This window comes from Pseudorhizobium banfieldiae, from assembly GCF_000967425.1.
Classification (GTDB): Bacteria; Pseudomonadota; Alphaproteobacteria; order Rhizobiales; family Rhizobiaceae; genus Neorhizobium; species Neorhizobium banfieldiae.
Genome location: NZ_FO082820.1, coordinates 1,877,470 through 1,893,273 on the forward strand (window position 1 = coordinate 1,877,470; position 15,804 = coordinate 1,893,273).

Annotated in this window: 20 protein-coding genes and 2 riboswitches; of the genes, 11 read left to right on the forward strand and 9 right to left on the reverse strand. The window is 62.0% G+C overall.

Features of this window, described 5'->3' with window-relative positions:
* Window position 1 precedes the first annotated feature (1 nt).
* Window positions 2–89: riboswitch (glycine riboswitch) on the forward strand.
* A riboswitch (glycine riboswitch) is annotated at window positions 90–176 on the forward strand. It begins immediately after the preceding riboswitch.
* A 63-nt stretch (window positions 177–239) separates the two neighbouring features.
* From gcvT to NT26_RS09305, 9 genes are all read left to right on the forward strand, one after another.
* Entirely contained in the window at window positions 240–1,376 is a 1,137-nt protein-coding gene (gcvT, locus tag NT26_RS09265) for a glycine cleavage system aminomethyltransferase GcvT (RefSeq protein ID WP_425287731.1), read from the forward strand.
* Between the two features lie 19 nt (window positions 1,377–1,395).
* Entirely contained in the window at window positions 1,396–1,758 is a 363-nt protein-coding gene (gene gcvH, locus NT26_RS09270; RefSeq protein ID WP_052638510.1) for a glycine cleavage system protein GcvH, read from the forward strand.
* Window positions 1,755–4,619, forward strand: a complete 2,865-nt coding sequence (gene gcvP, locus NT26_RS09275) for an aminomethyl-transferring glycine dehydrogenase (protein WP_052638511.1) — start codon at window positions 1,755–1,757, stop codon at window positions 4,617–4,619. The genes gcvH and gcvP overlap by 4 nt, the downstream gene beginning before the upstream one ends.
* Before the next feature lie 235 nt (window positions 4,620–4,854).
* Complete coding sequence (locus NT26_RS09280) at window positions 4,855–5,064, forward strand: cold-shock protein (RefSeq protein ID WP_029618104.1); 210 nt, start codon at window positions 4,855–4,857, stop codon at window positions 5,062–5,064.
* 250 nt (window positions 5,065–5,314) lie between these two features.
* Window positions 5,315–5,557 (forward strand): 30S ribosomal protein S21, encoded by a 243-nt coding sequence (gene rpsU / locus NT26_RS22350; protein ID WP_077546881.1) that lies wholly within the window; start codon window positions 5,315–5,317, stop codon window positions 5,555–5,557.
* Window positions 5,558–5,617: 60 nt separating this feature from the next.
* Window positions 5,618–5,824 carry a hypothetical protein gene (locus NT26_RS09290; RefSeq protein WP_052638514.1) on the forward strand — a complete coding sequence of 69 codons (207 nt, stop codon included), beginning with the start codon at window positions 5,618–5,620 and terminating at the stop codon, window positions 5,822–5,824.
* A 108-nt stretch (window positions 5,825–5,932) separates the two neighbouring features.
* Window positions 5,933–6,070, forward strand: a complete 138-nt coding sequence (locus NT26_RS22750) for a hypothetical protein (RefSeq protein WP_156157139.1) — start codon at window positions 5,933–5,935, stop codon at window positions 6,068–6,070.
* A 223-nt stretch (window positions 6,071–6,293) separates the two neighbouring features.
* Window positions 6,294–6,554 carry a hypothetical protein gene (locus tag NT26_RS09295; RefSeq protein WP_052638516.1) on the forward strand — a complete coding sequence of 87 codons (261 nt, stop codon included), beginning with the start codon at window positions 6,294–6,296 and terminating at the stop codon, window positions 6,552–6,554.
* Window positions 6,555–6,683: 129 nt separating this feature from the next.
* Window positions 6,684–7,364: a DUF922 domain-containing Zn-dependent protease gene (locus tag NT26_RS09305; protein ID WP_244467685.1), complete on the forward strand. Its 681-nt coding sequence runs from the start codon at window positions 6,684–6,686 to the stop codon at window positions 7,362–7,364.
* A gap of 53 nt (window positions 7,365–7,417) precedes the next feature.
* Here NT26_RS09305 and NT26_RS09310 read toward each other — a convergent pair whose 3' ends face one another.
* Together NT26_RS09310 and dusA are read right to left on the reverse strand one after the other, a co-directional pair.
* On the reverse strand, window positions 7,418–8,215 hold the full coding sequence (locus NT26_RS09310; protein WP_052638522.1) for a PRC-barrel domain-containing protein: 798 nt from the start codon (window positions 8,213–8,215) through the stop codon (window positions 7,418–7,420).
* 113 nt (window positions 8,216–8,328) lie between these two features.
* Window positions 8,329–9,342: a tRNA dihydrouridine(20/20a) synthase DusA gene (dusA, locus tag NT26_RS09315; protein ID WP_052642006.1), complete on the reverse strand. Its 1,014-nt coding sequence runs from the start codon at window positions 9,340–9,342 to the stop codon at window positions 8,329–8,331.
* A 140-nt stretch (window positions 9,343–9,482) separates the two neighbouring features.
* Here dusA and NT26_RS09320 point away from each other — a divergent pair, with 140 nt between their 5' ends.
* Window positions 9,483–10,010 (forward strand): gamma carbonic anhydrase family protein, encoded by a 528-nt coding sequence (locus NT26_RS09320; protein WP_052638525.1) that lies wholly within the window; start codon window positions 9,483–9,485, stop codon window positions 10,008–10,010.
* Between the two features lie 39 nt (window positions 10,011–10,049).
* Here NT26_RS09320 and NT26_RS09325 read toward each other — a convergent pair whose 3' ends face one another.
* The 7 genes from NT26_RS09325 to NT26_RS09355 form a co-directional block, all read right to left on the reverse strand.
* Window positions 10,050–10,337 (reverse strand): hypothetical protein, encoded by a 288-nt coding sequence (locus tag NT26_RS09325; RefSeq protein ID WP_052638527.1) that lies wholly within the window; start codon window positions 10,335–10,337, stop codon window positions 10,050–10,052.
* A 67-nt stretch (window positions 10,338–10,404) separates the two neighbouring features.
* Window positions 10,405–11,430 carry a fatty acid desaturase gene (locus NT26_RS09330; protein ID WP_052638528.1) on the reverse strand — a complete coding sequence of 342 codons (1,026 nt, stop codon included), beginning with the start codon at window positions 11,428–11,430 and terminating at the stop codon, window positions 10,405–10,407.
* A gap of 78 nt (window positions 11,431–11,508) precedes the next feature.
* Window positions 11,509–11,889: a DUF6481 family protein gene (locus NT26_RS09335; RefSeq protein ID WP_052638530.1), complete on the reverse strand. Its 381-nt coding sequence runs from the start codon at window positions 11,887–11,889 to the stop codon at window positions 11,509–11,511.
* Between the two features lie 169 nt (window positions 11,890–12,058).
* Window positions 12,059–12,268, reverse strand: coding sequence for a cold-shock protein (locus tag NT26_RS09340; RefSeq protein WP_052638532.1), 210 nt, complete (start codon window positions 12,266–12,268; stop codon window positions 12,059–12,061).
* A 220-nt stretch (window positions 12,269–12,488) separates the two neighbouring features.
* Window positions 12,489–12,896 carry a Fur family transcriptional regulator gene (locus NT26_RS09345; protein WP_052638534.1) on the reverse strand — a complete coding sequence of 136 codons (408 nt, stop codon included), beginning with the start codon at window positions 12,894–12,896 and terminating at the stop codon, window positions 12,489–12,491.
* Window positions 12,893–13,714, reverse strand: a complete 822-nt coding sequence (znuB, locus tag NT26_RS09350; RefSeq protein WP_052638536.1) for a zinc ABC transporter permease subunit ZnuB — start codon at window positions 13,712–13,714, stop codon at window positions 12,893–12,895. Before znuB ends, NT26_RS09345 begins: the two co-directional genes overlap by 4 nt.
* Window positions 13,707–14,594, reverse strand: coding sequence for an ATP-binding cassette domain-containing protein (locus tag NT26_RS09355; protein WP_244467686.1), 888 nt, complete (start codon window positions 14,592–14,594; stop codon window positions 13,707–13,709). The genes znuB and NT26_RS09355 overlap by 8 nt, the downstream gene beginning before the upstream one ends.
* A 110-nt stretch (window positions 14,595–14,704) precedes the next feature.
* Here NT26_RS09355 and znuA point away from each other — a divergent pair, with 110 nt between their 5' ends.
* A complete protein-coding gene (gene znuA, locus NT26_RS09360; protein WP_052638540.1) occupies window positions 14,705–15,700 on the forward strand; it encodes a zinc ABC transporter substrate-binding protein ZnuA in 996 nt (331 codons plus the stop codon).
* The last annotated feature ends 104 nt before the right edge of the window (window positions 15,701–15,804 follow it).

Consider the following 15,804-nt stretch of genomic DNA (forward strand, 5'->3'; position numbering starts at 1 on the left):
GGCACGTACGTTGGGAGAAGCCGCTTCATTGCGGTGCCGAAGGAGCAACCGCCCCGGAAACTCTCAGGCAAAAGGACCAGCGCACGGCCTAGCAGGACTCTGGAGAGAGGCGCCGCCGATAAGGCGGTGCACGCCGAAGGGATAACAATCTCAGGCGCAAGGACAGAGGGGGCTCATGAACCGGGCGCGACCGCGCCGTCAAATGAGCTTACGCGTCCATGACGCACCTGGAGGCATTCTTGGATCAGGCCCCTGTCCTCAAGCAAACCCCGCTGCATGCACTGCATCTTTCGCTTGGCGCCAAGATGGTACCGTTCGCCGGATACGACATGCCGGTGCAATACCCCCTCGGCGTGATGAAGGAACACCTGCATACGCGCGCCGCGGCAGGTCTCTTCGACGTCTCCCACATGGGCCAGGTCGTGGTCAAAGCAATCTCCGGAAAGCTCGAGGACGCTGCACTGGCTCTCGAAAGGCTCGTTCCGGTCGACATTCTGGGACTGAAACCCGGACGCCAGCGCTATGGCTTCTTTACGGGCGACAACGGCGGCATCCTGGACGACCTGATGATTGCGAATCGCGCCGATCACCTCTTCGTCGTCGTCAACGCCGCCTGCAAGGATCAGGACGTCGCCCGCATGAAGGCCAACATGGCCGGCTGCGACGTAACGCTGCTCGGCGACCGGGCGCTGCTTGCTCTTCAGGGCCCGAAGGCGGAGGAGGTTTTTGCCAACCTGTGGCCCGGCGCAAGCGAAATGAAGTTCATGGACGTGCGCGACGCCTCCATCCTCGGCGCCGACTGTATCATCTCCCGCTCTGGCTATTCCGGCGAGGACGGCTTCGAGATCTCGGTTCCGGCGGACAAGGCAGAGGAGCTTGCAAAGGCGCTGTTGGCGCATCCGGAGTGCGAACCGATAGGTCTTGGCGCCCGCGACTCGCTACGGCTCGAAGCCGGGCTCTGCCTCTATGGCAACGACATCGACACTACCACCTCGCCGGTCGAGGCTTCGCTGGAATGGGCCATGCAGAAGGTGCGCCGCCCCGGCGGTGAGCGCGCTGGCGGCTATCCCGGTGCGAACCGCGTCGCGGAGGATTTCGCCACAGGCCCAGTTCGCCGCCGCGTCGGGCTCAAGCCAGAAGGTAAAGCCCCTGTGCGCGCCCACGCAGTGCTCTATGCCGAGGATTCACCTGAGTCGCCGATTGGCGAGGTCACCTCCGGAACATTCGGTCCCTCCGTCGAAGGACCCGTCGCAATGGGCTATGTTCCCGCCTCGCTTTCCGAACCCGGCTCCCGCGTCTTTGCCGAAGTGCGTGGCAAGTACCTGCCGCTGACCGTCACCGCGCTTCCCTTCATCAAGCCGACCTATAAACGCTGAAAAACCTCCGGAGAGAACCATGCTGAAATTCACCCCCGAACATGAATGGCTGAAGCTCGAGGGCAATGTCGCCACCGTCGGCATCACCACCCATGCCGCGGAGCAACTGGGCGATCTCGTGTTCGTCGAACTGCCTGAAGTCGGCGCGGAACTGACCAAGGACGGCAACGCCGCCACTGTCGAATCGGTCAAGGCTGCGTCTGACGTCTACGCTCCGCTCGATGGCGAAGTCACCGAGGTCAACCAGGCGATCGTCGACGATCCCTCCCTCGTCAATTCCGATCCGCAGGGTGCCGCCTGGTTCTTCAAGCTGAAGCTCAAGAACCCCTCCGATGCCGATGCTCTGCTTGACGAATCCGCCTACAAGGATCTGATCGGATGACCGACAGCACGGATTTCCATTTCACCGACTACCAGCCCTACGACTTCGCCAATCGCCGCCATATCGGCCCCTCGCCCTCGGAGATGGCGGAGATGCTGAAGGTTGTCGGTTACCCGACGCTCGACAAGCTGATCGATGCCACCATCCCCGCCTCTATCCGCCAGAAGGAGCCGTTGGCATGGGGCGCAGCACTGACGGAGCGCGAGGCGCTCGACAGGCTGCGGGAGACCGCGAACAAGAACCAGGTCCTGACCTCGCTGATCGGCCAGGGCTACTACGGCACCATCACGCCGCCGGTCATCCAGCGCAACATCCTCGAAAATCCCGCCTGGTACACGGCCTACACCCCGTACCAGCCGGAAATCTCCCAGGGCCGGCTTGAAGCGCTCCTGAACTTCCAGACGATGATCTCGGACCTCACGGGCCTCGACGTCGCCAACGCCTCCCTGCTTGACGAAGCGACCGCCGCCGCCGAAGCAATGGCACTCTGCCAGCGCCAGGCGAAGTCCAAGGCGACCGCCTTCTTCGTCGACAGGGAATGCCACCCGCAGACAATCGCACTGATCGAGACGCGTGCAGCACCGCTCGGCTGGACTGTCATCGTCGGCGATCCGATGACGGACCTCGATCCGGTCGACGTCTTTGGCGCGATCTTCCAGTATCCCGGCACCCACGGCCATGTCCGCGATTTCTCCGGCCTGATCGCTAGGCTGCACCAGACCGGCGCCGTTGCTGCCGTCGCCGCCGACCTTTTGGCCCTGACGCTCCTGAAGTCTCCCGGCGAGATGGGTGCGGACATCGCCATCGGTTCGTCGCAGCGCTTTGGCGTTCCAGTCGGCTACGGAGGTCCGCACGCCGCCTACATGGCAGTGAAGGATGCCCACAAGCGCGCCATGCCCGGCCGCCTCGTCGGCGTTTCCGTCGATGCGCGCGGCAACCGCGCCTATCGCCTGTCGCTGCAGACCCGCGAGCAGCACATCCGCCGCGAGAAAGCCACCTCGAACATCTGCACCGCGCAGGTCCTGCTCGCCGTGCTGGCCTCCATGTACGGCGTCTTCCATGGACCAGACGGGCTGAAGGCGATCGCCCAGCAGGTCCACAGGAAGGCCGTGCTGATGGCCAAGGGACTCGAAAAGCTCGGCTACAAGGTTGAACCCGAGACCTTCTTCGACACGATTACTGTCGAAGTCGGCCACATGCAGGGCCTCATCCTGCGGGCGGCCGTGGCGGAAGGTGTCAACCTGCGCAAGGTCGGCGATACGAGGATCGGCATGTCGCTCGACGAGCGCACCCGCCCGGCAACGCTGGAAGCCGTCTGGCGCGCCTTCGGCGGCAGTTTCAAGGTCTCCGACTTCGAGCCGACCTATCGCCTGCCGCAGGATCTGCTGCGCAAATCCGCCTATATGACGCATCCGATCTTCCACATGAACCGCGCGGAAAGCGAGATGACCCGCTACATCCGCCGCCTGTCGGACCGGGACCTCGCGCTTGACCGGGCGATGATCCCGCTTGGTTCCTGCACCATGAAGCTCAATGCGACGGCGGAAATGCTGCCGATCACCTGGCCGGAGTTCTCCGATATTCATCCCTTCGTGCCGGCCGACCAGGCGCTGGGCTACAAGGAGATGATCGACGACCTGTCGGCGAAGCTCTGCCAAATCACCGGCTATGACGCCTTCTCCATGCAGCCGAACTCGGGTGCCCAGGGCGAATATGCGGGTCTCTTGACCATCCGTAACTACCATATCGCCAACGGCGACACGCATCGTGACGTCTGCCTCATCCCAACCTCCGCTCACGGTACAAACCCGGCTTCGGCGCAGATGGCTGGAATGAAGGTGGTGCCGGTCAAGGCCAGGGAGAACGGTGACGTCGACCTGGAGGACTTCCGCGCCAAGGCGGAAGAGCACGCGGCAAGTCTCTCCTGCTGCATGATCACCTATCCGTCGACGCACGGAGTATTCGAGGAGACGGTCAAGGAGATCTGCGAGATCACCCACCGCCACGGTGGCCAGGTCTATCTCGACGGCGCCAACATGAACGCGATGGTCGGCCTGTCCCGCCCTGGCGACATCGGCTCAGACGTCTCGCACCTCAACCTCCACAAGACCTTCTGCATTCCGCATGGTGGCGGCGGTCCCGGCATGGGCCCGATCGGCGTCAAGGCGCATCTCGCCCCTTACCTGCCTGGTCATCCGCAGTGGCACGGTGGACAGGGTGCCGTTTCGGCAGCGCCATTCGGTTCGCCATCGATCCTTCCAATCTCCTGGTCCTACTGCCTCATGATGGGCGGCGAAGGCCTAACCCAGGCGACCAAGGTTGCGATCCTAAACGCCAACTACATTGCCGCCCGGCTGAAGGGGGCCTATGACGTACTCTACAAGTCGGCCAACGGCCGCGTTGCCCATGAGTGCATCATCGACACGCGTCCCCTTAATGCCTCTGCGGGCGTCACCGTCGACGATATTGCCAAACGCCTGATCGACTGCGGCTTCCATGCGCCAACCATGAGCTGGCCGGTTGCCGGCACGCTGATGATCGAGCCGACTGAATCGGAGACCAAGGCAGAGATCGATCGCTTCTGCGATGCGATGCTGGCGATCCGCGAGGAAGCCCGTGCCATCGAGGGCGGCAAGGCGGACAAGGAGAACAACCCTCTGAAGAACGCCCCGCACACCGTGGAAGACCTGGTCGGCGAATGGAACCGGCCTTATAGCCGCGAGCAGGCCTGCTTCCCGCCCGGGTCCTTCCGAGTCGACAAATACTGGTCTCCTGTCAACCGGATCGACAATGTCTATGGCGACCGCAACCTCGTCTGTACCTGCCCGCCGATGAGCGAATACGCCGAAGCGGCAGAGTAAGACATCCTGATGTAGAATCGCCGGCCCTGCCTGGGGCCGGCACCCTTCTTGAAAAGCAGCTTCTGTATTTATTTCGTTCCAGCCCTTGTTTGGGCTCATTAAAGCGTTATGTTTACATCATCGAACTTTGCTAGCGACTTTTGTCCTCAGCCACGGCTGTTTCAGATTTCCTCTCAACGTCGATTTTAGATCGGTCAAATACGACCGGGCCCACCAACGATTGAAGGAAATCGTCATGAATACAGGTACCGTCAAGTGGTTCAACAGCACCAAGGGCTTTGGCTTCATCCAGCCCGATAATGGCAGCCAGGACGTTTTCGTCCATGTCTCCGCCGTTGAGCGCGCCGGCATGCGTGGCCTGACCGAGGGTCAGAAGATTAGCTACGACATTGTCCAGGACAAGCGTTCGGGCAAGAGTTCTGCAGACAACCTGCAGGCCGCCTAAGGAATTTCATTGTCCCGCGTGACCACGGATGTACTGGCACGCTTGAGGCGATGATGTGGAAGGTCGGGAGCAGTCCCGGCCTTTTGTTTTTCCCCTTGGGTGGATCGTCACATGCTTTGTGTTCGAGGGCATGTGATTGAACGACCATGGAGCAGAACGACCTGTTGCCCCATGGGATCGAGTATAGAGGGCGAGCCGGGTCAAGTTTCGGCTCAGGAAATGACGGCCATTGGCCGGAAAGGAGTTATTTTTGCAGGTACTCGTCAGAGACAACAACGTCGATCAGGCCCTTCGGGTCCTGAAGAAGAAGATGCAGCGGGAAGGTCTCTTCCGCGAGATGCGGGCGCGCAGCGCCTATGAAAAGCCATCTGAGAAGCGGGCACGTGAGAAGGCGGAGGGAGTGCGGAGGGCACGTAAGCTCGCGCGCAAGAAAGCCCAACGTGAGGGATTGCTTCCGGCACCCAAGAAAAAGGTCGTCGGTCGAGGCCGCTAGCGACAAGAACGGCGCGGTCCAGGTGACCGCGTCCGCCCGCGGCAGATATAGGAGCATACCATGACAGCCACCACAGAAGAGTTCTTCAAACCCGCCAAGCTTTCGGCGCAGGCGAAGGCCGAACAAACCAATTCCGTCGTGCGCGATATTCTCGCTGCGGAAACTGCTGCGAGAGAAAGTAAAACAGAGAAACTGAAGGCGTTGCGACTGGCGCAGGCTCAGCCGGAACCCGCACCCAAGAAACGCGGTCGCAAAACACCTGCGTGAGTTCTCCCCGCACGCCCACAGACCGACGCAATAATCTTCCGGAGCTATCCAAGCCTTGACAGCGCTTATGGGAAGCTTCATGGCTCACCTCGCAAGAAGAGGATGACCATGACGGAAGATCATCGCAGCCAAGGGCTTTGGGAGAAGGCCTTCAACGTTGACTCGCAGTCCGGGACGGGCCGCTTTGTGGCTCTTGTCCTCGCATTCGTCGTCATTGGTGGCGCACTCTCCTGGTTTGTCGGCTGACCCACCGGTTCCCTGGCCGGTTCAGGGAAGCTATCGGCGGACTGCCGCCATCAGCCGCATCCCAGAGTAACCGGCCTCCCCACACCTAAGCGCTGGCGGATGCTGCTATATTAGCAAGCTCTGCACAAGCTTTCTAAGCCATACCTACGCTCAAGTAGTTACTTCCTGTTGGCGATAGAACCTGCCGGCACTTGCCGGAGGTTGACGGTATGGATTGCGACGCATGCTGCAGCAGAACGGAACCCCCTCACCCGTCCCACTCGCGCCTGATGACCTGGAGCTTCTGCAACGATTCCTCGAGGCTTGGTGCGAGGAGAACGGTGTTGATTCGGCAGCCGACTCGGCTGCCGATGTCGCGGCGGCCTTGATCGATTGGTATCTGTTCAAGGTAGATGACCGGAGCCAGTTGAAGCTGGCATTGGATGAAAGCCTGACTGCGACACCGCGACTGCAGCGGCTGGTGGGCAAGCTTGACGAGGTCTAGGTGCCGAGCGGCAAACAGGATTCCACAGTTTGTCGCACACCGGCCCACTCGTCCGGATCCTCAGCCGTGCTGTGAGCCAGACGCTCCCCTCTCTTCCCCTCGGGACGGCTCTCGCTTAGGGTTCGCCCCATGTCGCGTCTTAACCTCCCCACAAAATATGCTTCGGCCGTGGCCGCCATGCTGGCCATTGGCATCAACCCGAACGCAGCTGTTGCGCAATTTCTTCCAGCCCAATCATCGTCAGCCTTCCCCGCTGCCCCCCTTCCTCCCGCCGAACCCTGGCAGCCAGTGGAGCAGGTAAAGACTTATGCGATCCGGGGCGCGACCGGCATCGATCTCTACCGTTCTATTGGAGAACGTGGACCGGCCGCCGGCGTACCGGCCATCGCCCATACAAGCTTCAAGCTCACCTGGACCCGCGACTATCGTCCGCAGCCCGATCGCTCCTGCGTGCTGGCGGTGGCGAAGCCGAAGCTGATCATTACCTATACGCTGCCCGAGGCGCCTCCCGGCCTGCCGCTGCTGGTAGCACAGAAATGGCAGCGTTTCGTTTCGGGTGTGGAGACACATGAACGGGTGCATGGTGAGCAGATCGTAGACATGGTTCGCGGCATCGAGGCCTTCAGCCGCGGCCTGACGGCGGCCGACGATCCGAAATGCCAGAAGGTGGGTCAAAAACTGCAGGCGCGGCTGAAGGAGTTCTCCGACGAGCGGGTGCGCCAGTCGCGGCAGTTCGACGAGGTCGAGCTGGCGGAAGGCGGGGCCGTCCACCAGTTGATCCTCAGTCTGGTGAATTCGCCGGACCGCTGACATAGAAAAACCCCCGCGGCTGGCGCCACGGGGGTGAAATAAGGATACAGCTTTTACTGCTGGGGCTGGGTTTCGCTGCGTACGCCTTCAAATGCGGGCGCGTCTTCCAGTTGCTGACGGGTAACGTTCAGCACGATCCGTTCGGGCAGGCCGTCCGGGCCGATCATGATCGCGCCATCGTTGCCGGCATTGTTTGCGGCCATCTGGTCATCGCCGGTAGCAGGCATGCCCGTGCCGGTCGTGCCCGCACCCGGGGCGGCAGCGCCGTCGGTCATGGCCGTGTCGGTGCCCGTTGCAGCCGTACCCGCTCCGCCGGCCGGCGGCATGGTGGTGTTGTCGGTGTTGGTCGAAGCCGTCGTCTCACCCGAGACATCGCCCGGCGCAGCGTCAGGATTGGCGCGGGATGCCTGGTTGGCTTCGGCCTGAGTGGCGCCCGGACCAAGCTCAAGAGCGCCCATGTCGACGGCGACGTTCTTCTCGCCGATACCAAGGAAACCACCGACACCGATGATCACGGCATTGACCGACCCATCCTGGCTGACGAGTACGTCATTGATCTCACCGATGCTCTCGCCGTCCGAACCATAGACAGCCTTACCCTGGAAATCGCTGACGCGCCATGCGCCAGTCTCCGGAACGGTAACAAATGGGCCCTCAGTCGTAGCGCTGGCGTCTGCAGACTGATCCATCGGCACTGGGTTGGTCGCGCCCGGGGTCGTCTGGGCATCCTGATCGGCTGCAGCACCAGGATTGGTGATCGTCGTGCCGGATTCGCCGGTCGCGCTCTGTGCCATTGCCGCCATCGGGAAGGCAGCCGAGAGAAGAAGAACCGGAAGTAGACGCTTAGCCATTTTGAGAGCTCCTTGTGGTTGGTCATGTCGTTTGCAGGGGACAAGGACCTAACCCGAGAGCCACGGCATGGTTCCGCGATCGGTTTCGATAAACTAGATGTGATGTTGCTTCATCAGCCGGCCTGGCGCGGGGTGCCTCCTTCGAAATCCACCACCGCAAAGGCGGCCGCAATCACCTCCGGCCCGGCGCCAGGGCGGGTGGATTCCGTGGAGAGCAACTGGCGGTAGCGGCGAGCGCCGGCGTAACCCTGAAAAAGCCCAACCATGTGGCGCGTGACGTGGTTGAGGCGCCCGCCGGCCCCCATCACTCGGTCCGCGTAAGCCATCATCGCGTCGCGCAGCGCCGTCCAATCCGGCTCATGGTGCGGTTCAGCGAAGATTATCTCGTCCACCTCGGCCAGAAGCCCGGCGTTCTGATAGGCCGCGCGCCCGAGCATTACCCCGTCCATGACTTCTAGATGTCGGCCCGCCTGATCAAGGTCGGTGATGCCGCCATTGATGCCGAGGAAGACATCCCGGTTCTCCCGCTTCATCTGGTGGACGATCTCGTAGTCGAGCGGCGGTATCTCGCGGTTCTCCTTCGGCGACAGCCCCTGCAGCCACGCCTTGCGGGCATGGATCCAGATCGCATCGGCCCCGGTGCCGATCATCCTCGCCAGGAAATCCGGCAGCACAGTCGACGGCTCCTGCTCGTCCACCCCGATCCGGCACTTCACCGTCACCGGCACCGTCGCCACGCGTTTCATCGCGGTTACGCAGTCGGCCACCAGCTCCGGTGTCTTCATCAGGCAGGCGCCGAACGTGCCGGACTGCACGCGGTCCGAAGGGCAGCCGACGTTCAGGTTGATCTCGTCATAGCCGTAGTCATTGGCGATCCTCACCGCCTCCGCAAGCTTGGCCGGGTCCGATCCGCCGAGCTGCAGCGCCACCGGATGCTCCTCCGGCGAATAGGAGAGAAGCCTCTCCCGCGGTCCATGAATGATCGCATCAGCGACGATCATCTCGGTATAGAAAAGCGCATGCGCCGTCAGCTGCCGGTGGAAATAGCGGCAGTGCCTGTCGGTCCAGTCGATCATCGGGGCGACCGCGAAGATCTTGCGGCCCGTCTTTAACGCCTCGCCATACATGGCAATCCTTTCATCGCCGCCGCTCATACATGAAGCGCGACACCTTCGCCAGTTTTGCTCGTCCTCGTCTGCCGCTAGGATGGTATGGAATCGCGCCCGGCATAGCACCAGGGCGCCGCCACGTCCGGGAGGAGACAATCATGCCGCTTTACGCCTTGGGAGACATTCAGCCGAAGACCCCTTCCCCCGACCGCTACTGGGTCGCGCCGACGGCGACCGTCATTGGCGACGTACATATCGGCGAAGACGTCGGCATCTGGTTTGGCGCCGTGCTGCGTGGTGACAACGAGCCGATCATTCTCGGCGCGGCGACAAATATCCAGGAAGGGGTGATGATCCACAACGATGTTGGCTTCCCCGTGACCATCGGCGACAGCTGCACGATCGGCCATCACGCCATCATCCACGGCTGCACGATCGGCGAGAACTCGCTCGTCGGGATGGGCGCGACCGTTCTCAACGGCGCGAAGATCGGCAACAACTGCCTAGTCGGCGCCAATGCGCTGGTCACCGAGGGCAAGGAATTCCCGGACAACTCGCTGATCGTCGGATCGCCCGCGAAGGCGATCCGCACGCTTGACGAGACGGCGGTGGCGGCGCTGCGGAAATCGGCCGCCCACTATGTCGAGCGCTCGAAGCTCTACGCCCGTGACCTGCGGGCGCTTTGACCCCGTCCGTCGCCGTAACGCGCACGGGAGCCGGTAACGCTACTTGATCTTCAGGAGATGCATCTTGCCTGCCATGGTGATGGCATGCGGCGATTCCTCTGGAGCAACCCCATCGTTCAAGGGCTTCACCAGTCCGTGCTCGCGCAGTTCCTTCAGCGTCGCCGTCGTCAGGAACTTGATCTTCTGCGGCCGCTCTTTGAAGCGGTCGTTCCTGGCATATGTTACCTGCGCATCGAGATGCGTCCACTTCTTGCCTTCCTGCGGATGGACGTCACCGTCCTTGGCAAGCTTCAGTCCCCGAACCTGGGTCGGCGTCAGTTCGATCATCTTTTCGTCTTTCGTAGATCCTATTGGAATATGATAGCACCGGTCATGGCTGACCCGGGGCTGTGAGTTATTGAGCGGCGGCTCGGAACGAGACCAGCTTTTCGCGCTCCTCGTCCCAGAGCACCAGCTTTACGCACCGCAGGCTGTCCAAGATCGTGATACGGCCAATGCCTGCCAACTCCGGATGGTCGCGAAGGACTTCCGGGAGCCGGTAGAAGGGAATGCGGCTCGCCAGGTGATGCACATGGTGGATGCCGATATAGCCGGTCAGCCACTGCAGGACCGGCGGCAGGTCATAGTGCGACGCGCCGTGCAGGGCAGCCCGAGGAAACTCCCAGTCCTCGCCCGGCGACCAGTGCGTTTCTTCAAACTGGTGCTGCACGTAAAAGAGCCAGATGCCCGCAGCACCGGCAAGCAGAACGATCGGCAAGTGGATCAGCAGAAACGGTGCGACACCGACGGTGCCGATGATGGCGACGGCAAGGGCGAGAATCGCCGCATTCGTCCCCATCGCGGAGATCCACGGTGCAGCACCCGATCTCATCATCCCGAACGGCAGCCGTTGCTTGAGCAGGAAGAGATAGGCCGGGCCGATGCCGAACATCACGAGCGGATGCCGATAGAGCCGGTAGCCCAGCCGCCCCCACTGGGAAAGCGCACGATATTCCGCGACCGTCAGGGTCGTGATGTCACCCACGCCCCGTTCGTCCAGATTGCCCGCGGAGGCATGATGGGCAGCATGAGCGCGCTTCCAGTAGTCGTAAGGCGTCAGCGTCAGAACCCCGAGCAGTCGACCGGTCCAGTCGTCGAGCTTGCGGCGGGCGAAGAACGATCCGTGACCGCAGTCGTGCTGGATCATGAACAGTCTGAGCAGGAAAGCGCTGGCGGGCAGGATGGCGATCAGCCCCGGCCAAAATTCGCTCAACAGCGAATAGCAGGCGATAGCCCAAAACAGCGCGAATGGCACCAGCGTAACGAGCAACTCGAACGCGCTCCTGCGGATACGGGGCTGGCGGTATTTTGCCAGCGTCTTCAGCCACGCGCGTGAATCATCTTCGACATCTAGAGCGGGCGGATAGACATGTGCGTTCATTGTGTGGGTCCGTGTTGCTCGCCCTGCAGTCCTCCGCGGGCGGTAGCTGCATCATGGTCGACGCAGCTAGTTAGTGGATCAGGCCTGACGAGCCTTGCGGGCCGCATAGCGCCGGTCGCGCTCTGCCTTGCGCGCTGCCTCGTCCGCAATCACGCGGGAGACACGATCGGCCATCTCGGCCTGACGGGCTTCCGCTTCGGCTCGTTCCTCTGCTTCGGCCGCGGCTGCCAGTGCTGCCGCCTCGGCCAGTTCCCGCTCGCGTTCGGCAGCCTTCAGCGCCTCCCGCTCGGCGCGCCGCGCTTCACGGGCCAGGCTTACTGCCTCGCGGGCAGCGAGCTTTTCCTGCATTTCAGGGTCGGTCGGCTTCGGCGCAGAAGCGAACTTCGCCAGAAGCTGGCGTTTTGCATCTGCCGCGGCAGTACGCCGTTCCGCGAAACCGTTGTCGTTCGGGTGTCTCAATCGTCAGTCCTCTTCATTGTAGTCGTTGTGTCACGGGTCCAACCCGCCGGTTCCAGGATGTGCAGAAACGCCTGCGCCCGCAACGAGAAAAGGCCAGACATTACGCCTGGCCTTCTTGAACCTCTAGCCGCAATTCCAGTACATCCGTGGTCATCGCGGCGAAAAAGCGTCAGGCAGCGCGCAGCTGGCCTGCGGACATCTTGCCCGACTTGTGATCGCGCTCAAGTTCGAAGCCGAGCTTCTGCCCTTCGACGATCGAGTTCATGCCTGCACGCTCTACAGCGGAGATATGAACGAAGACGTCGGAGCTGCCGTCATCCGGCTGAATGAAGCCGAAGCCCTTGGTGGAATTGAACCATTTTACTGTGCCAGTGGTCATGACGAACCCTTTCTTAGCAACGAGAATTACCACCGAGCGACGCCCGGCGGGGTTTCGATCTTTGAGAGAGGGAAGTTCGTCAAGAAACGCGCGAGGCGCGGCAAAAAACAAATATCGGCAAACAAACTATCGATGTGCGCTACATAGAGGAAACGGAAGCTTACGTCAACTTCTTGTTACAAGAAGACAATAGCCACCCGCCTACCTCCTGCGACACGCTTCAGGCCGCGCAGGCATCGCAAAGGCCACGGATCTCGATCGTCGTCTTGGCCGGCTTGAACTTCCGCTGTCGAGCCCAGTCGTCTAGCCTATGGTCGACGGCGTGGTCGTGGAACTCGACCACATGGCCGCAGCTCTCGCAGATCGCGAAGGCAACGGTGCCATGGCCGTGGCCGCCGCAGCACTCCTTCTCCTGGTGGGCACAGGCAACGAAGGCGTTGAGGCTTTCCAGCCGGTGAACCATGCCGCGCTCCAGGAGCTTGTCCAGCGCACGATAAACCTGCAGGGGCGCCCGGAAGCCGTGCTCGCGCAGCTTGTCGAGAATGGTATAGGCGCTGAGCGGCGCATCCGACCGCGACAAGACGTCGAAGACCAGCGACTGGTTCTTGGTCAGCGCGGGAGCGGTCATGAACGAATTCCTCCGTTAGTGGTGTCCGCTCCGGCGCGGTTGAACGGCAGCAGGCTGGCGATGAAGAGCACCAGCGCGGCAACCACGATGGATGGCCCGGACGGCGTGTCGTAATGTAGGGATCCGAACAGCCCGCCTGCAACCGCCAGCGCTCCGATCACGGACGCGAGCACCGCCATCCGCTCCGGACTTGGGGAGAAGCGGCGTGCGGTGGCGGCCGGAATGATCAGCAGCGACGTGATCAGCAGGATGCCGACGATCTTCATCGCGATCGCGATCACCAGTGCCATCATCAGCATGAAGAGAAGCCGCGCCCGCTCCGGCTTCAGCCCCTCAGCTTCCGCGACGTCCTCGCTGATGGTGGAGGCGACCAGCGGGCGCCAGAGCCAGACGACCGCGGCGAGCACAACCAGTCCACCGCCCCAGATCAGTGCGATGTCTTGACGAGTGACCGCGAGGATATCGCCGAACAGGAAGGCCATGAGGTCGATTCTGACCCAGCTCATGAAGGCGACCAGAACGAGGCCGATGGCAAGCGTCGAATGCGACAGGATGCCGAGAAGCGCGTCCGCTGAAAGTGCCTGCCGACGCTGCAGGACGAGCAGGATGAGCGAGACCACCACTGCGACAGCAAAGACGCTCACCATCAGGTTGAGCGAAAGAAGCAGCGACAGCGCGACGCCGAGAAGCGCCGAATGGGCCATGGTGTCGCCGAAATAAGCCATCCGCCGCCAGACGACGAAGCAGCCGAGAGGCCCGGTAGTCACCGCCACGCCGATACCGGCGAGCAGCGCGCGAATGAAAAAGTCATCAAGCATGACGCGTCGCCTCCCCGTCCTGCCTGCCATGGTCGTGGTGACCGTGGCCATGGTGGTCGTGTCCGTCATGGTCATGATGATGGCCGTCTTCGGGATGACAGTGGTCGGTGATGGAGCCGTCGCCATGCAGGACACGGCCGTCCGGCAGATGCGTGTGGTCGTGCTGGTGGCTGTAAAGCGCAAGCCCACGGGCATTGGCACCGAAGAGCCGCTGATAGTCCTCGCTGCGGCTGACGCTGTCGGGCGTGCCGCGGCAGCAGACATGGCCGTTGAGGCAGATCACGGTGTCAGTCGCCGCCATAACCATGTGCAGGTCGTGAGAGATGAGCAGGATGCCGCAGCCGGTCGCATCGCGGATCTGGCGGATAAGGTCGTAGAGCGCTGTCTCGCCCGCAAAATCGACTCCCTGCACCGGCTCGTCGAGAACGAGCAGGTCCGGCTTTCGAGCGATGGCGCGGGCCAGTAGTGCCCGCTGGAATTCTCCGCCCGAAAGATGGCGCACCTCGGCATCGATCAGATGAGAGATGCCTGTGGCGGAAAGAGCGGCAAGCAGATCGGCGTCGCAAAGCGTATTGGTCAGACGCATGAGCCGGCGGACCGATAGCGGCATGGTCCAGTCGATCGAAAGCTTCTGCGGCACGTAACCAATGCGAAGGTCGCCGGCACGGGCGACTGTGCCCTCGCTGGGACGCAGCACGCCGGTGACAAGCTTTGCCGTCGTCGACTTGCCCGCCCCGTTCGGGCCGATTAGCGTGAGGATTTCGCCGCGGCTGATCGAAAGATCGACGCCCCGCACCAGCCAGCGTCCATTGCGCTGGATCCCTGCCCTCTGCAGGTCGACGAGTTGATTGCGGCCCTGCGAACCGCTCTTGTCTTGCATCAGCATCTTTTTCTCGCGCCCGGTTGCCTGCCGCTATGACACACGTTATAGCATAACGCAACTTATGTAATAACATTACGTTCCCCTACAAGCCCGACAAGGAAGTCACTATGAAAGCTCGCGCCCTTCTCCTAGCCAGTTCCATGCTCCTCTCGGCCTCGGCAGCCGCCGCTGCTCCGGAGGTCGTAGTGTCCATTAAGCCGATCCACTCGCTGGCCGCTTCCATCATGAAGGGTGTCGGTGAGCCAAAGCTGATCGTGGAAGGTGCTGCCTCGCCCCATACCTTCACGATGAAACCCTCCAATGCCCGGGCAGTCGAGGGCGCCGACATGGTATTCTGGATGGGACCCGGCATGGAGGCCTTTCTGAAGAAGCCGCTGGAGGCGCTGGCGTCCGACGCGACCGTCGTCGAACTCGACGATGCGGAAGGCCTGACCAAGCTGCCATTCCGAGAAGCCGGCGCCTTCGAGGCACATGAGCATGACGATGAGGGCCACGGCCACGATCATGAGGAGACGGCGGAGGACGACCCCGGCCATGACGACCACGCCGGTGGGCCGGCGGAAGACCATCACCATGATCACGGCGAGTTCGACACCCACCTCTGGCTCGACCCGATGAATGCCAAGGCCATGGCTGCTGCGATTGAAAAGGCCCTCGCCGAAGCGGATCCGGAGAACGCGGAGGCATACGCCGCCAACCTGGTTTCGCTCAACGGCAGGATCGATGCACTCGACAAGGAGATTGCTGAAACAATTGCGCCGGTGAAGGACAAGCCGTTAGTCGTTTTCCACGATGCCTACCAATATTTCGAGAACCACTACGGCGTGCGCGTCGTCGGCTCGGTCACTGTCTCTCCGGAAGTGATGCCAGGGGCTGAACGGGTACAGGAGATTCGTCGGAAGGTGCAGGAGCTTGACGCCGCCTGCGTCTTTGCCGAGCCTCAGTTCGAGCCGAAGCTGATCCAGGTGGTGACCGAAGGCACGGACGCCCGCTCGGGCACGCTGGATCCCGAGGGTGCCACGCTGACAGAAGGCTCGGATCTCTATTTCGACCTGATGCGATCGATAGCGACAAACCTCAAGGCCTGCCTGTCCGGCGCTTAAAGCAGACGGCGGACTAATCGGGTGAAGGGCGGCCCCTGCCGCCCTTTTGATTCATGTCACCATCCGGTGATGTAGTGATTGGAGCGGTTTATTCGTCGACGTTT

Bases quoted from the DNA above. Each gene is read 5' to 3' on its own strand.
- gcvH (WP_052638510.1), top strand. From the start codon at position 1,396: ATGCTGAAATTCACCCCCGAACATGAATGGCTGAAGCTCGAGGGCAAT.
- gcvP (WP_052638511.1), top strand. From the start codon at position 1,755: ATGACCGACAGCACGGATTTCCATTTCACCGACTACCAGCCCTACGAC.
- NT26_RS09280 (WP_029618104.1), top strand. From the start codon at position 4,855: ATGAATACAGGTACCGTCAAGTGGTTCAACAGCACCAAGGGCTTTGGC.
- NT26_RS09290 (WP_052638514.1), top strand. From the start codon at position 5,618: ATGACAGCCACCACAGAAGAGTTCTTCAAACCCGCCAAGCTTTCGGCG.
- NT26_RS22750 (WP_156157139.1), top strand. From the start codon at position 5,933: ATGACGGAAGATCATCGCAGCCAAGGGCTTTGGGAGAAGGCCTTCAAC.
- NT26_RS09295 (WP_052638516.1), top strand. From the start codon at position 6,294: ATGCTGCAGCAGAACGGAACCCCCTCACCCGTCCCACTCGCGCCTGAT.
- NT26_RS09305 (WP_244467685.1), top strand. From the start codon at position 6,684: ATGTCGCGTCTTAACCTCCCCACAAAATATGCTTCGGCCGTGGCCGCC.
- NT26_RS09310 (WP_052638522.1), bottom strand. From the start codon at position 8,215: ATGGCTAAGCGTCTACTTCCGGTTCTTCTTCTCTCGGCTGCCTTCCCG.
- dusA (WP_052642006.1), bottom strand. From the start codon at position 9,342: ATGTATGGCGAGGCGTTAAAGACGGGCCGCAAGATCTTCGCGGTCGCC.
- NT26_RS09320 (WP_052638525.1), top strand. From the start codon at position 9,483: ATGCCGCTTTACGCCTTGGGAGACATTCAGCCGAAGACCCCTTCCCCC.
- NT26_RS09325 (WP_052638527.1), bottom strand. From the start codon at position 10,337: ATGATCGAACTGACGCCGACCCAGGTTCGGGGACTGAAGCTTGCCAAG.
- NT26_RS09330 (WP_052638528.1), bottom strand. From the start codon at position 11,430: ATGAACGCACATGTCTATCCGCCCGCTCTAGATGTCGAAGATGATTCA.
- NT26_RS09340 (WP_052638532.1), bottom strand. From the start codon at position 12,268: ATGACCACTGGCACAGTAAAATGGTTCAATTCCACCAAGGGCTTCGGC.
- NT26_RS09345 (WP_052638534.1), bottom strand. From the start codon at position 12,896: ATGACCGCTCCCGCGCTGACCAAGAACCAGTCGCTGGTCTTCGACGTC.
- znuB (WP_052638536.1), bottom strand. From the start codon at position 13,714: ATGCTTGATGACTTTTTCATTCGCGCGCTGCTCGCCGGTATCGGCGTG.
- NT26_RS09355 (WP_244467686.1), bottom strand. From the start codon at position 14,594: ATGCAAGACAAGAGCGGTTCGCAGGGCCGCAATCAACTCGTCGACCTG.
- znuA (WP_052638540.1), top strand. From the start codon at position 14,705: ATGAAAGCTCGCGCCCTTCTCCTAGCCAGTTCCATGCTCCTCTCGGCC.